General features: G+C 40.1%; 10 protein-coding genes and 1 tRNA gene. 8 read left to right on the top strand and 3 right to left on the bottom strand.

Annotated elements, in window-relative coordinates; genetic code table 11:
• Together ON073_RS14815 and sohB are read left to right on the top strand one after the other, a co-directional pair.
• Positions 1-2240 (top strand): VolA/Pla-1 family phospholipase (locus ON073_RS14815; RefSeq protein WP_274762656.1); only part of this gene is annotated, 2240 nt, incomplete at its 5' end.
• A 93-nt stretch (positions 2241-2333) separates the two neighbouring features.
• Positions 2334-3344 carry a protease SohB gene (gene sohB / locus ON073_RS14810; protein WP_274762655.1) on the top strand — a complete coding sequence of 337 codons (1011 nt, stop codon included), beginning with the start codon at positions 2334-2336 and terminating at the stop codon, positions 3342-3344.
• 46 nt (positions 3345-3390) lie between these two features.
• Here the strand turns inward: sohB and ON073_RS14805 are convergent, their stop codons facing one another.
• The gene (locus ON073_RS14805; RefSeq protein WP_274762654.1) at positions 3391-4722 is read right to left on the bottom strand and encodes a dicarboxylate/amino acid:cation symporter; all 1332 of its coding nucleotides are present in this window, start codon (positions 4720-4722) and stop codon (positions 3391-3393) included.
• Positions 4723-4890: 168 nt separating this feature from the next.
• Between ON073_RS14805 and ON073_RS14800 the strand changes: the two genes are divergently transcribed.
• From ON073_RS14800 to ON073_RS14785, 4 genes are all read left to right on the top strand, one after another.
• Complete coding sequence (locus tag ON073_RS14800) at positions 4891-8247, top strand: hypothetical protein (protein ID WP_274762653.1); 3357 nt, start codon at positions 4891-4893, stop codon at positions 8245-8247.
• A 248-nt stretch (positions 8248-8495) separates the two neighbouring features.
• Entirely contained in the window at positions 8496-11156 is a 2661-nt protein-coding gene (gene topA / locus ON073_RS14795; RefSeq protein WP_274762652.1) for a type I DNA topoisomerase, read from the top strand.
• Between the two features lie 123 nt (positions 11157-11279).
• Positions 11280-11435, top strand: coding sequence for a hypothetical protein (locus ON073_RS14790; protein ID WP_274762651.1), 156 nt, complete (start codon positions 11280-11282; stop codon positions 11433-11435).
• Positions 11436-11480: 45 nt separating this feature from the next.
• Positions 11481-11825: a HEPN domain-containing protein gene (locus ON073_RS14785; protein ID WP_274762650.1), complete on the top strand. Its 345-nt coding sequence runs from the start codon at positions 11481-11483 to the stop codon at positions 11823-11825.
• A gap of 220 nt (positions 11826-12045) precedes the next feature.
• On the opposite strand, the gene ON073_RS14780 is transcribed toward ON073_RS14785, so the two are convergent.
• Positions 12046-12122, bottom strand: a tRNA-Pro gene (locus ON073_RS14780).
• 108 nt (positions 12123-12230) lie between these two features.
• Positions 12231-12884 carry an arylesterase gene (locus ON073_RS14775; RefSeq protein WP_274762649.1) on the bottom strand — a complete coding sequence of 218 codons (654 nt, stop codon included), beginning with the start codon at positions 12882-12884 and terminating at the stop codon, positions 12231-12233.
• Between the two features lie 10 nt (positions 12885-12894).
• Here ON073_RS14775 and ON073_RS14770 point away from each other — a divergent pair, with 10 nt between their 5' ends.
• Positions 12895-13608, top strand: coding sequence for an ABC transporter ATP-binding protein (locus ON073_RS14770; protein ID WP_274762647.1), 714 nt, complete (start codon positions 12895-12897; stop codon positions 13606-13608).
• Positions 13598-16093, top strand: a complete 2496-nt coding sequence (locus ON073_RS14765; RefSeq protein ID WP_274762646.1) for an ABC transporter permease — start codon at positions 13598-13600, stop codon at positions 16091-16093. The genes ON073_RS14770 and ON073_RS14765 overlap by 11 nt, the downstream gene beginning before the upstream one ends.
• Positions 16094-16103: the final 10 nt, after the last annotated feature.

Below are 16103 nucleotides of genomic sequence, written 5' to 3'. Positions count from 1 at the left end.
CCGCCGACGAAATTGATTATTCAGACCCACAAACGTCACTAGGTGCGCTTGATGGTTGGTCAACACAATCACCTTATCAAATTGCACTTGATGTTCGTGCAAGCTTAACCCTTGATGCAAGCACGGTTAATGGTGATTCTGTTCGCTTGTTTGAAGTTGTAATGGGTGCGAGCATTACAGATGCTGAATGTTCACAAGTGCAAGCGGGTATTGCATGTAAATTTGTTAAAGAACTTATATTCGGTGTTGATTATTTTGCCCAAGCTAATGGCAACAACATTGCGATTGTTCCGCTTAAGCCATTCAACCAAGGTTCTTCATACATCAATGTGGTTACTAACTCATTACGTGATACGCGCGGTGAATCATTTGCACCATCAGAAACGTATGGTTTAGTAAAACTTGATATTAACTCATTACCACTTGTAACTGATGAACAAAAAGCGCTTCAAGCAGTAATTAATAGTTATGAAAATGTTGTGATCCAGTCTGGTTCACTAACAAAAGAAGACATCATTTATTCTGGCGCTATGACGATTCAGTCAGCTGGCACAGTAATGAGTATGGTTAAAAATGTGTATGCGATGAGCGCAGCAACACAGCAAAACATGCCACAACTAATGATGGGGCCATCAACAGGTATGACAGTGGGTGATGTGCTTTTCCGCTCACAAGGTGCACAGCCACCATCACCAGTATTTGACCAAATTAAGTATGAACGTGGTTCAGTTGTATTACCGCATTATTTAAAAACACCTCAAGCTAAAGAAGATTCAGCACTGAATCATACGTATTGGAAAGGTTTGTGTGATAGTGCGGCGACACTTGCTGGTTTTAGAGCGCAAGGTGGTAATGTGCCAGCAGAGCCAATTAACGAAAAAGATGCTATTTGTTTCAATGCTACAAATGGTCTTTTACGTGATTTAGGTTTAGATGAGCAACGTCATTTAACTAAATATAACCCATTACCAATGCCACATAGCTATGCCAATGTGCCAGTTCAAGTTACTACACCAGCAGATGATTTAACTGTGTTAAACGTGGTTCGTTCTCAGCTTGGTTTACCTGCATTAGCAATGCCTGCAACAGGTTGGCCTGTTGTCATGTTACAGCATGGTATCACCAGCACTAAAGAGAGCATGCTTGCAATCACTGCTGCGTTAACGCTGCAAGGCTTTGTAACTGTTGCGATTGATCACCCACTACACGGTGAGCGCGGTATTGATGTAGATGGTGACGGCGAGTTTGATTTTAATGCATCGGGTGAAGACGGTAATGTACTTCACTACATGAACCTTTCATCAAACTTAGTAGCGCGTGACAATATGCGTCAATCAATGGCTGATTTACTTGGCCTACGTTTGTCGCTTGCTGCAACAAACCTTCAAGGTATCAACCCAACAGATGTGAGCTTTGTTGGTCACTCTTTAGGTGCAGTTGTTGCACCTGGTTTCTTAGCTGCGGCAAATGAATCAGTAGCGCCACTAGTTGGTGAGCAGACTGCTGCATTAATTGACCCACTATTTAGAGTGAACACAATTGCTTTAGCAAGTGGTAGTGGTGGTGTTGCCGGTTTCTTACTTGAGTCAGATGCCTTTGGTAATGTGATTAAAGGATCTGTCCTTGCCGCGGCAGGTACGGCTGAATCAGCAGAATTTATTGCATTTATGCAATCTGAAGAAGGTATGCAAGCGTGTGCTCAGTATGCAGGTTCACAAAGTGACTATGCAGGATGTGCGTTTGTAGCTTATACAACAAAGCTAACTCTTGCAGGCGAGACTGCAAAGTTAGCGAGTATTTCAGGCACAATTAGCCAGTTTGCATTTGCTATTCAAACGGCTATTGATGCTGCGGATTCGAATTCACTAGCGAGTAAAGTTGCTTCACAAGGTGCTGCAATCTATCAAAATGTGGTTGTAGGCGATGGTGAAGGCAATCCTGCAGATACTGTTATTCCACCTTATTCAACGGCCAGCCCACTTTCAGGTACAGTACCTTCAGGTCAGCTAATGGGTCTTACACCAGTTGCTACTTCACAAGTAACTGCTGATCCTATGAGCTACATGGTTAAGTTTACAAAAGGTCACCATGGCTCTGTATTAACGCCTGCGCCAGCATATGGTGTTACTCCTGCTGATGCAGCTGCTGCCAATGCTGAAATGCAAGGCCAAGTAGCGTCATTCTTAGCATCAAGAGGCTTAATGCTTCAAGTTGCGAATGAATCAGTTGTTACTGAATAACTAAATATTGATAAAAAGCCGCACACCTTGTGCGGCTTTTTTTTTGTTTGAAATTTCATTAGAGTACGCAAAACAGCATTGATGGAGTTTAATTTGGAATTTTTATACGAGTATGGATTATTTTTCGCGAAAACAGTGACCTTTGTAATCGCCTTTGCCATTATCACGGCTCTCGTTGTTGGCGCATCGGCAAAGCCAAAAAGCGCTAAAGGTGAACTAAAAATCGAAAATCTAAGTGAGCAATTAAATAATCAAAAAAGAGATTTACTTGCTGCAGCCCTTGATAAAGAGGCTTTTAAAGCATTTGAAAAGTCGGAAAAGAAAAAATCAAAAGATAAAAACACTGAAGAAAAAAACAAGGTATTTGTTTTATCTTTTAAAGGCGGTATTGATGCTAAAGAAGTTGAATCGCTTAGAAAAGAGGTGACCGCAATTCTTCAAATAGCAGAAACAAACGATAAAGTTGTTGTGAAACTAGAAAGTGGTGGTGGAGTTGTGCATGGCTATGGCCTAGCTGCATCTCAATTAGCAAGACTTAAGCAGGCAGATATAGAGCTTATTGTAAGTGTCGATAAAATTGCTGCCAGTGGAGGCTACATGATGGCGTGTGTGTCAGATAAATTCATTTGTGCGCCATTTGCAATGATCGGCAGTATTGGTGTGATAGCGCAGCTTCCTAACTTTAATAAATTGCTGAAAAAGAATAATGTTGAGTTTGAACAAGTAACAGCAGGCGAATTTAAACGCACACTAACGATGTTTGGTGAGAATACAGATTCGGGTCGTGAAAAGTTTAAACAAGAGCTAGAGCAAATTCATGCATTGTTTCGTGAGCATGTACAATCAGCAAGGCCAGAACTTAATGTAGAAAAAGTCGCTACAGGTGAAACTTGGTTTGGTACAGATGCATTAAAAATGGGATTAGTTGATGCAATTCAAACAAGTGATGATTTGTTGTTGTCTTTAAATGAAGATTTTGAGTTGTATATGGTGACCTATCAGAACAAAAAAGGGTTATCAGATAAATTAGGTATTGGTGTAAGTACGGTACTTGATAAAATTTCTGAAAAAATACTCACAAAAAGCAAAGAGTTATACCACTAAAAAAAGCCGCTATTTAAGCGGCTTTTTTAATTCAGCATGAAATCGATTAGTTTAATTTTTCGAATTCTTTTCCTGCATTTTCATCGTTGAAAATGGCTTCATCGAACTCACCTTCTGATTTAGCAACAATACAGGTCACCATGCAATCACCTGTTACGTTTACAGCGGTTCGTGTCATGTCTAACAAGCGATCAACACCAATAATAATTGCAATGCCTTCAACAGGTAATCCTACTTGATTTAGTACCATAGCTAGCATGATTAAGCCTACACCTGGCACACCTGCGGTACCAACAGAAGCAAGGGTAGCAGTTAAAATAACCATTAAATAGTCAGTAAAGCTTAAATCCACAGCGAAAACCTGCGCGATAAATACTGTTGCTACCCCTTGCATGATTGCAGTGCCATCCATGTTTATGGTTGCACCAAGAGGTACTGTGAAAGAAGCTACTTTATTATCTGCGCCAAGTTTTTTAGTTGCTGTTTCAAGTGTTACTGGCATTGTTGCACTAGAACTTGAAGTACTGAAAGCAAAGATTGAGAGCTCTTTGATTTTATTTAAGAAAATCGCAGGATTTAAACCGGTGAATGTTTTAAGTAGAGTTGGGTAGACAATCAGTGCATGAACAAATAACGCAAGTAAAACGGTGCCAAAGTAGAAAATGAGCTTAACTATTAAATCGCCTTCAATGTAACTAAACAGTTTAGCCATTAAGAAAAACACACCGTAAGGGGCAATGTTCATTAAAATTGTTACAAGCTTTAAGATGATAGTATTTAAATCTTCAAAAACGGCTGTAAGGCGTTTACCCGCATCGCCACTTAATGCCATGGCAATCCCAAATAATAAGGCAAATACGATTACTTGCAGCATATTACCGCTCGACATGGCATTAATTGGGTTTGTAGGGAACATATTGATAATAACATCAACCAGTGTTGGCGCTTGCTTTGCATCAAAGGATGCAGTGGTTGGCATATTAATGCCTTCACCAGGGTTAATAGCTAAAGCTAGAGTCATCGCGATGGTGATTGCAATAGCAGTAGTCAGTAAGTAAAGTCCAATTGATTTACCACCTAATCGGCCTAGTTTTTTAGGGTCACTTAGGCTGCATGTTCCACATACTAATGAAATGAAAACCAATGGCACAACAAGCATTTTTAAGCTGTTAACAAAAATTTGCCCGCCGATATGAAAAATACCGTCAACAAAAAAACCTTTGAACGAAAAGGTAAATTCACCAGCAGATAATGTGAAATCGCCTGAATCAGCCATTAATGCTTTAAAAATAAATCCGGTGATAATACCCATCACCATACCGATGAGAATTTTGCTAGTAAGCCCCATTCCTTTAGGCTGTAATGTATTGGTTGTCATAATTTAGTATGTATATTTATTGTGATTTTGTGCATAGCCTACCAGTGAACGTAAAAAATTAAAGGAAATACGGTAAGTTTTTTTAAAAATGCTATGATTTTTGTTGGAATATTAGTTTAATATAGATTAAATAACTCTAATTATAATTATTTATGCAAGGGAGAAGTCATGCCTTCGATCCGATTACTCTTCGCTCTGCTGTGTAGTTTTATACTAACAGCATGTGGCGGTGGTGGTAGCTTAGAGACACCTGATGGTGGTTCAAGTAATAGCTATGAACTTAAAGTTACGCTCCACTCAACTGATGGCGGGAGCGGTATTTCTCAAGTATCTGCTTCCCAGCCAGGTCTTTTACGTGCTGAACTAAAGCAAAATGGTAAAGCTTATTCAAATCAATTAATTACCTTTAGTTTAACTGAATTTGACAGTGGTACGGTTGGAGTGCTAGACCCAGAAGTTGGTACAGCACAAACAAATTCAGAGGGTATTGCCGAAATAACACTTCGTGCAGGCTCTATTCCTGGTTCAGGCCAAGTTACAGCAACCTTTGATCCAGCTGATCGCGATGATAATATTGAAGTTACTCACACTTTCACGAGTTTAGGTGATGAGTCTGGTGGTGGCGTTGAAGGCGTGATCACTATGGAACTTTCAGTTCTTGACAAAAATGGTAATAAGTTTACCGAGTTGAACCCAATAACCAAAGATAATCAAGGTGTTGTAAAAGCAACCGTAAAAAGTGATGGTCAGCCAGTTACAGATGGAATAATCACGTTTAATACTCAATACACAGGTCGTGTTTTATCTGAAACCGGTACTCAAATTTTAGACAATGACGGTGTTGCAACTGTGATGTTAAGCTCTGGTAATTTTAAAGGTGCTGGAGCCATAACTGCAACAATCGATGGCACTGAAATTAGTGCGAGTGCGACATTTTTCTCTTCTGGTGATGACTCTTCTGTAGAAACAGCTGAAACACTTGTTGATATTAAATTATTGACTGGTTGTAACGAGGGGTGGGACAAAGACCGTGATCTTGTTAAATTAGACCCAACTGACCCTTCAAGCGGTTGTACTGTAGTTGGCCGTGATATTTCATCTGACCAACTAGGTACAGTCTTTGTGGCTGCTGTTAATGCAAATACAGGAGATGGTTTCCCTGGTACTTTAGTTGATGTTGAGACGACTGTAGGTAAGCTATCACCAGAATCAGGTAAACAAGTAACTGATAACTTTGGTATAGCACTATTAACATTAGAACCTGGTACAAAAAACGAAGCAGGTGAATTATCAACAACTGTTCGTGGTGTAACTGCAACAAAAGCATTTAATGTTGGAGTTGCTGAATTTACATTAGAAATTGATAACGGCTTGAATTTGAAAAATGACGGCTCAGGTGATTATCAGTTACTTGCTCCAGGAGCTACTACGGTTATAACAGTACGTTTAATCGATACCGATGGTTCGCCACTTACAATTCCTCTCGATGTTGAATTTAGTTCAGCTTGTACCCAAGCAGACGGTTCAGATTTAGATTCAGTTGCGACGAGTATAGGCGGTACAGCATCAGCCACTTATCGTTCTCGTGGATGTAACAATAACCCTGCCGATACTATTACTGCTTTTGTTAATGGTAAAACTATAAGCACTACTATTCCACTATCAAATGTTAATGTTGCATCCATCGAGTTTGTTGAAACAACACAATCGGTGATTGCTCTTAAAGGGACTGGCGGTAAAAGCCGAACTGAATCTAGTATTGTGTCTTTTAGACTTAAAGATGAGTTAAACCAACCAGTAGCAAATAAGCGCTTAGATTTTAAGCTCAATTCTTATAATGGCGGTCTTTCGTTAAACCGTACTTCAATCAATACAAATAGCGATGGTATTTCGCAGGTTACAATTACATCAGGCAAAATACCGATGACAGTGCGTGTTTATGCTTGTTTTATTCCAGATGAACAAATCCCTGAAAGTTTTCCAACAGATGATGTAACTTGTTGGAAAGAAGTATATGACCAATGTCAAGCCAATCCAAATGCTGAGGGTTGCCCTGAAGGTGATTTAGACTTGGTTCAATTAGATGCTCAAATCGTAAGTGTCTCAGATTTGTTAACAATCTCATCAGGCTTACCTGATAACGATAGCTTTACTGTTGCTGCTGAAACTTATAATGTTGAAGCACTGACCTATGATGGTGAACTAAGCAATATTACCGTTTACATGGCTGATCACTTTGGTAACTTCGTACCAGATGGTACAGCGGTATACTTACGAGCTGAAGGTGGTTCTGTTGGCTTGGTAGATGGAACACAGTTTTCTGACTTGCTACGTTGTGAAACAGTTGATGGACAATGTACAGTTCAGTGGAAAAGTCAAAACCCTAAACCTTTTACTGAGGCTAAGTGGGGAAATAATATTGGCGCAACAAACCCTAAAACTAACAACGTAAATTGTGATCCTTGGTTTGGTAACCCAGCACCTTGTCTGCAAGGTATTTTGAATGCCAATAGTAACGCTAATGGTGTACCTCTAGGGGCTCGTGCAACAATTCTAGCTACGACTGCGGGTGAGGAAACTTACATTGATAGAAATGCAAATGGCATGTTTGATTCTGGAGAGTTTTACTCTGCTTACGATTTAGCTGAAGCTTATGTTGATAATAATGAAAACGGCGTATTTGACGGAGATATAGACTGTAGTACAGGCGTAAACTGTTTGCCAACCAACACTAATGCAGGTGAATTTGAAGAGTTTGTAGACCTTAATGGTGATGGTGAATATACCAATGCAGATGGCAAGTTCAATGGATTAGTATGTTCTGAACAAGCTGAAGCGAATGGTGATTGTAATAAAGATTTAGTAGATTTACGTCGAAATATTGAAATTGTAATGTCTGGTAGTACTGCTTATGGGCGTTACACAATTGGAAAGTCAAGCTACTTTGTTAATGAAATTATGGGAACCAATGGCTTTATTCCAGCTGATTGTTCAGACCTGATTCTCAAAAACCCTGCTGATGGTTCATGGGAGTTTTCAGACGGTCAGCCAGCTCAATTTACCTTACTGGACCTCGAGCCATCAGAAGATCAAAACTTCTGTGATGTAGCTTTGGCTGATATTTCGCGTTATTTTATTCACTTTGATGATGATAATGATACAAGTACACCAGCAAGTTGTGACCGTGAAGGTGCTAATTATGAAGACGGTGTATGCTTAAGCGGTGAAGATGATACTGTAGAAGTCGGTTTATCAGTTATCCCATTCAGTTTTTATTACACTGATATATACAACAATCCAATGCCAGCTGGTACGTTTGTTGAGTATGGTTCTACTAATGGTGACACAGATGGTGGTGAATATATTCTGCAAAATACCACAAGGACTACTGCTATACGCTCAAGCCATGTTGTGAGCCGTGAAGGTACGCCAAACCGTCGTGCAAGTGGTGATTTTTACTTTGAATTTACTACTGACAAAGGCAACAAGTCTACTGTTAGATTAACCATTCTCGATGATGGCTAATCGTTAAATTTTAAAAGGCGCCTCGAGAGGCGCCTTTTTTATATCTCAACTAATCATTAATAGAAATTTAGTAACTAGTTAATCATTTTTTAATCAAGGCGAACATTTTTACAGCTAACACATGTAAAAATAGTGAGTTTTTTTAAAAATATGCTTGTCACACTGGCACTTTGTCGATATACCTTTAATAATAGCGCCCAAAATGGGTTAACAGATTAAATCGCACTGCGTAAGTAAAATAGGCAAATATGGGTAAGTCGTTAGTTATTGTTGAGTCACCAGCCAAGGCGAAAACAATCAATAAATATTTAGGCAAGGATTTCGTCGTAAAATCCAGTGTAGGACACATTCGTGATCTTCCTACATCGGGTAATGCGAATAAAGCCGCAACTAAATCACCAGCTGAAGTACGCAAAATGTCACCAGAAGAGAAAGCTAAATATCGTAAAGAAAAGGATTACGCTAATTTAGTTGCTCGTATGGGTATTGATCCAAATAAAGGATGGCAACCTCATTATGAAGTGTTGCCGGGCAAAGAAAAAGTCGTTGCTGAACTGCAAAAACTCGCTAAAGATGCGGATTGCGTCTATCTCGCAACCGATTTGGATAGAGAAGGGGAAGCAATTGCTTGGCACCTTGAGCAAGTAATCGGTGGTGACGATAGCAAGTATAAACGCGTTGTTTTTAATGAAATTACCAAAAACGCAATTCAAAATGCTTTTGCTGAACCTGGTGAATTAAATATAGATATGGTTAACGCGCAACAAGCGCGTCGTTTCCTTGACCGCGTTGTGGGTTTTATGGTTTCGCCATTACTTTGGGCAAAAGTGGCGCGTGGTTTATCTGCAGGGCGAGTTCAATCGGTAGCTGTACGTTTATTAGTTGAGCGCGAACGTGAAATCAAAGCATTTGTACCAGAAGAATTTTGGGATATTCACGCTGAGTTAAAAGCGCAAGAAGATCAAATCCGTTTCGCCGTTGCGAAATATTTAGGTAAAGCCTTTGAACCAAAGAATAAATCAGATGCAGATGAAGCCGTTGCCAAATTAAAATCTGCAGAATATAAGGTTGCAGCAACCGAACAAAAACCAAGCAAAAGCAAACCGTCAGCGCCATTTATTACTTCAACAATGCAGCAGGCGGCGAGTACACGCTTAGGTTACGGTGTTAAAAAGACCATGATGTTAGCTCAGCGCCTCTATGAGGCTGGTTTCATCACTTATATGCGTACTGACTCTACAAACCTATCAAATGATGCTGTTGAAGCGTGTAGAGGCTATATTGAAAGTCAATTTGGTGATAAGTATTTACCTGCTACGCCAATTCGATATTCATCAAAAGATGGTGCGCAAGAAGCGCACGAAGCAATTCGTCCTTCAAATGTTGAAATCTTATCAGGCCACTTAGATGGTGTAGAAGCAGATGCTAAAAAATTATATGAATTAATTTGGCGTCAGTTTGTTGCATGTCAAATGACGCCAGCAGAATATGATTTAACAACAATTACGCTTGCTGCGGGTGATTATGAGCTTAAAGCCAAAGGTCGTGTACTAAAATTTGATGGTTGGACACGTGTACAACCTTCCGTTAAAAAGAAAAATCAAGAAGAGCAAGCACTGCCAAAAGTTGCAACAGGAGATGTGCTTAATTTAGTTGAACTTGACCCGAAACAACATTTTACTAAACCGCCTGCGCGCTTTAGTGAGGCAAGTTTAGTGCGAGAGCTTGAAAAGCGTGGTATTGGCCGCCCATCAACTTACGCTTCAATTATTTCGACTATCCAAGACCGTGGTTACGTGCGTGTTGAAAACCGTCGTTTCTTTGCTGAAAAGATGGGTGAAATAGTAAATGAACGCTTAGTTGAAAGTTTTAGTGATTTGATGAACTTTGACTTTACTGCGAAAATGGAAGAGCGCTTAGATGACATAGCAGCCGGTGAGCGAGAATGGACACAAGTGCTTGATAAGTTCTTCCAAGAATTCTCAACAAACCTTGAGAAGGCGGGCTCTGAAGAAGCTGAAGGCGGTATGCGTACAAACCAAGTTGTGGAAATTGATTTATCTTGCCCAACTTGTAGCCGTAATATGGGTATACGTACTGCTACAACCGGTGTTTTCTTGGGTTGTACTGGTTATGCGTTACCTCCGAAAGAGCGCTGTACGCAAACCATGAACCTAGTGCCTGGCGAAGAAGCCGTTGCAGCTGATGTTGAGGACGAAGAAACAGAAGTACTTCGCCAAATGAAACGTTGCCCTAAGTGTGAAACAGCAATGGATTCATACTTAATTGATGAATCACGTAAGTTACATGTTTGCGGTAACAATCCAGACTGTAATGGTTACTTAATCGAACAAGGCAGCTTTAAAATAAAAGGCTACGATGGTCCTGTGATTGAATGTGATAAGTGTCAGTCAGAAATGCAGTTAAAATCGGGTCGTTTTGGTAAATATTTTGGTTGTACTAACGAAGAGTGTAAAAATACTCGTAAGTTACTTAAAAATGGTGAAGCTGCACCACCAAAAGAAGATCCAGTTCATCTTCCTGAACTACCTTGTGAAAAATCAGAAGCCTATTTTGTATTACGTGATGGTGCTTCGGGGATTTTTATGGCTGCATCTACTTTCCCGAAATCACGTGAAACGCGAGCTCCAAAAGTTTCAGAGCTGAAGCGCTTCCGTGAGCGTATTTCACCAAAGTTTTATTACTTAGCAGATGCTCCTGAAAAAGATCCTGAAGGTAACGAAGCAGTAGTTCGCTATAGCAGAAAAGCGAAAGAACAATATGTGATGTCTGAAGTAGAAGGCAAAGCAACAGGGTGGACCGCTCATTTCGTAAATGGCAAATGGGTTGAAGAGTCTAAAGCTAAGTCAAAGCCTAAAGCGAAAGCTAAACCCAAAGCAAAAAGCTAGAAGCTAAACTTAGCTAATTAAAAAACCGCAGTTTAAAAAAAGAGCAAGTTTAACTAACATTTATTACAGTAGATTTTAAATGTATCCTTTAAAAAGTTGAGGATTTAGGAATAAGGAAAATTTGTGTCACAGGCAGGAAAATCATTTGAACAGGCAATAAAGGATGCTGAAGGTCTACTAGCTCGGTTTGATGAGGAGAACAATCAAGAAGTAAAGCATAATTCTGAAGCGTTAAAGCGAGCTGGTATGGTTATAGCGATGGCTGCTTGGGAAACCTAAGTCAAAGATCGTTTTAGAGAAGAGATATATTTTTGGCTGTCAGCCGTGGAGGGAAGCACTTTAGCAAATTATGTAAATCGTAAAGCTAATGAAGAAATGAAACGATTTTTTAATCCCAACTCCGAGAAAACTAAAAAGTTATTTATTGAGTTCTTTCATGTTGATGTTGATGTTACCAAAAGTTGGAACTGGGATAATTATCAGTCACCACAAGCAAAGAAAATGCTCAATAACTTAATATCAAAGCGTGGTGTAGCCGCTCATGTCGCTAAAACAGAACTTCATTCGCCAGATTCAATTAAAAGGAACGATCTTGATAAAACGATTCGCTTTTTGAAAGGTTTAGTTACTAGCATGGAGCAACAAAAAATAGTTATTCCATTTTTGTAGTTTTTGTATTCAGTAGCTTATATCTGATTTAACTGTTTTATATATAGGTTAGGTTATCAACTGCCAGTCAGTTGATAACTAGTTTCCGTGACATATAAAAGCTTCATGCTTCTTGTCTAGATCAACTTAACATAACCTGAAACATATTAAATACTGGCTAAACGAAAAACAAAAATGACTTTATTTGAAAATAGAAATGGGTGTAAGTCTTTGAAAAGAATGGTCGGCATAGCAGGATTTGAACCTGCGACCCCTGACACCCCATGACAGTGCGCTACCAAGCTGCGCTATATGCCGACATTTGTTGCTAGTGTATTCTTGCAAATAGTTAAAATCAACTACTGTACGTTTTAACTGAGTGATAAATATACGATTTAATCGTTAAATATAAATAAAGCCTTTTCTTTACTCGCTTTGTAAAATGATTTCATCAAAATGTTGCTTCATTTTCTCGCTTAGGAGCGGCTGAGCCTCTGCATTAGGGTGGATACCATCTGGCAACATTAAATTTGTATCAGTCACAACCGATGTTATAAAAAACGGTATGATAGGAAGCTGCTTTTCATTTGCTACTTGCTGATAGGCATCTTTAAACATTGTTGCATAACGTTTACCAAGGTTTGGTGTGATTTCGATTTCCATCAGCAGCACTTTGGCGTTTGCAGCAATACTCTTATCCACAATTTGTTTTAAATTTTGTTTTAATAGCTTAACGGGGTATCCGCGCAGGCCATCATTACCGCCAATTTCAACCAACACCCAATCAGGTGTGTGCTCAGCCAATAAAGCGGGTAATCGTTGCAATGCACCACCACTGGTTTCACCGCTAATACTTGCATTTATCAACGAGATAGGGGATTTTTCTTGGTTGTACGCATTTTGTAACAACTGAACCCAAGCTTGGTCTTGTTTTAGGCCATAGCCTGCGCTTAAGCTGTCACCTAAGATAAGAATTTTAGTTGTTTGATTACTATTGCTTTTGCCATCACTGTGATCGGTGTTGGCAGTTACTGAGTAACTAATAACGAAAAAGATAACAAATAAACTACGTAATAACATTGAGAGTCCTATGAATAAACTTTCGCAAATGAATGTGATTCAGGTAAAAGACCTTGGAAAAACTGTCGCAACACTTGATGGCGACCTAACTATCCTCTCTGGCATCAGTTTTAATGTCAAGCCAGGAGAGTCAATTGCGATTGTTGGCGCGTCGGGTTCAGGTAAATCTACTTTACTTGCGCTTCTTGCTGGCCTTGACAGTGTAACGCAAGGCGAAATTTATTTGGATGGTGAGCCACTTCACAACCTAGATGAAGAGCAGCGCGCTGCAGTACGTGCTAAAAGTGTCGGTTTTATCTTTCAATCATTTATGTTGGTGCAAAGTTTAACGGCACTTGAAAATGTCATGTTGCCAGCAGAATTAGCAGGTGAAACAAACGCTGAAGAAAAAGCAAAAGAGTTACTTGATAAAGTAGGCCTATCGCATCGCTTGCATCATTTTCCATCACAGCTATCAGGTGGTGAGCAGCAACGTGTTGCTATTGCGCGCGCTTATATTGGTGAGCCAAAGGTACTGTTTGCCGATGAACCATCTGCTAACCTCGACAGTAAAAATGGCCGCATCATTGAAGAATTGTTGTTTGATTTAAACAAAGTGGCGGGCACAACCTTAGTCCTGGTTACCCACGATGAGCATTTAGCTGAAAAATGTCAGCGCACCATTCATATTGATGCAGGGCAACTTATTGATGACCGTATCGGAGTTCAGGCAGATGTGGGCTAAATTAGCATTTAAACTCTTTCGCCAAGAATTAAAGCGCGGCGAACTTAACATTATTCTATTGGCAATTGCGCTTGCTGTTATGACAGTGATGACATTGTCATCCATCACCGACCGAATTGGCCTGTCAATAAATCAAAAGAGCAGTGAGTTTATTGCGGCCGATCGTGGTCTACAGAGCAATCATAAACTGCCCGAAGAGTTTCTTACCAAAGCAATCGATGATGGTTTGCGAACAGCAACTTGGTATGGCTTTGATAGCATGTTGTTTGCTAAAGATGAAATGCAAATTGCCTATATTAAAGCAACCGATGAAGGCTACCCGCTTAAAGGGCAATTAAAACTGAAAGACAGTTTCGATGGTGAGGAATATGTTACCGATGCTCACCCCGAGCCAGGCAATATTTGGTTGTCCGATACGGTATTTTACAGCTTAAATATTGAAGTAGGGGATCAAGTAGAAATTGGCGAAGCTACTTTTGTTGCTGAAAAAATACTGGCTGAAGAGCCTGATGCCCCTTTTGCCATTTTTTCTAGCTCACGTCGCGTATTAATGAACATTGCTGATGTTGAAAAAACTCAAGTGATCCAGCCAGGCAGTCGTGTTTCTTACCGTTATTTATATGCAGGTACCGAGCAACAATTAACAGACTATTATGCTTGGCTGAAACCACAACTACTTGAAAATCAGCGCTGGTATGGGGTTAAAGATAGACAAGGCCCTGTTTCTGACTCAGTAAACCGTGCAGAACGCTTCCTGCTGCTAGCTGGTCTGCTAGGCATTATGCTTGCTGCAGTGGCAATAGCCGTATCTGCAAGGCGTTACTGCGAGCGCCAATATGATCCGGTGGCAATGATGAAAACACTGGGTGGTTCGCGTAACACAATCCGTAATATTTACATCACTCATCTGCTTTTAGTGACGCTTTTTTCGGTCGCAATTGGCTTACTACTTGGTTTTATATTGCAGGTGGTTGCAATTGATTTACTGAGTGAAAAAATGGGTAAAGCATTGCCAGCAGCATCCTTTTGGCCAATGGGGCTAGCCACATTCACCGGTATTATTTGTGCGGTGATGTTCTCACTCAAACCTCTAATGGATTTATTCGATATTCCACCAATGCGCGTATTACGCCGCAATTTAGGTGATTCACTTAAAGTGTCTAAACTGCATGTATTGTTAGCAACACTCACAGTATTTGCGCTGATGTGTCTATTTAGCCGCAGCTTTGTCATTGCTGGCATCATGTTTGTGTCGTGTGCATTACTTGCAGCCCTGCTATTTGGTTTAAGCAGACTACTCTTTACCTCATCACGTAAGCTTGGTTTAAAACCAAGTAACAGTTGGTCATTGGCCATTGCATCACTGCAAAAACGTGCCAATGCCAATGCGGTACAAGTGATTAGCTTTGCGCTGGCAATCAAGCTCATCCTGTTTTTGGTTGTTATGAAAAACGATTTAATAGCAGATTGGCAATCGCAACTACCTGAAAACGCACCGAATGGCTTTTTAGTTAATATCAGCGAATATGAGCGCACAGATATTGCTAACTTCTTAGCTGAAAATAATATTCAGCAAACTGACTTTTATGCGGTAGTACGTGGGCGCGTAAACAGCATCAACGGCGAATTAGTTGCGCGCTCAGTTTCAGCAGAAGAAAATGAAAAACGTGATGAAGAAGCGCGTTCAGGTGTTGGCCGCGAGCTTAACTTAACATGGCGCGACACTTTGCCAAACCACAATACGATTGTAAAAGGCGAGTGGTTGAATCCAGAAGAAAATGAACTTTCTATGGAGCAATCCATGGCTGAGCGTTTAGGTGTTGATATTGGTGATGAGCTTGAATTTTTAATTGGCTCGCAACGTTTTAGCGCCAAAATTACCAGCTTAAGAGAAGTAAACTGGTCTACAATGCAGCCAAACTTCTTTATTATATTAAGCCCTAAAGTGTTATCGCAGTTTCCTGCAACATATATTTCAGCGGTAAGTACTCCAACTGAATCTAAACGTGCTTTGCAGCAACTTGTTCGAAATCATCCGAGTGTCAGCATCATAGATGTGGACTCAATGATTAAACAAGTACGCTCAACGATTGATCAAGTAGCAACGGCAATAAGCTTTGTGCTGGTTATTGTTGTGATATGCGGTGCATTGGTTCTGGTGTCACAAGTGCAAGCAAGCCTTCATGACCGTATGCAAGAAGTGGTGATTCTACGAACTTTGGGTGCTAAAGCTAAGTTAATTAAAAATGCCGTGCTTTATGAGTTTGTATTACTTGGTCTTTTTGCAGGTATTGCTGCAGCGCTTTTCAGTGATTTAGCTTTACTTGTAGTGCAATATCGTATGTTTGAGCAATTTGGTAACCTTCACCCAGTGATGTGGGTTTACGGCCCTGTTGTTGGAGCTCTCTTTGTTGCTTTATTAGGTTATGGGTTAGTGGCAAAAACCTTACGCAAAAACACTCAAGGTTTGGTACGCGCTCTATAAAAAAAAGTGG

The organism is Pseudoalteromonas sp. G4 (assembly GCF_028875915.1).
Lineage (GTDB): Bacteria > Pseudomonadota > Gammaproteobacteria > Enterobacterales > Alteromonadaceae > Pseudoalteromonas.
This window is presented reverse-complemented; position numbering and strand designations above follow the sequence as displayed.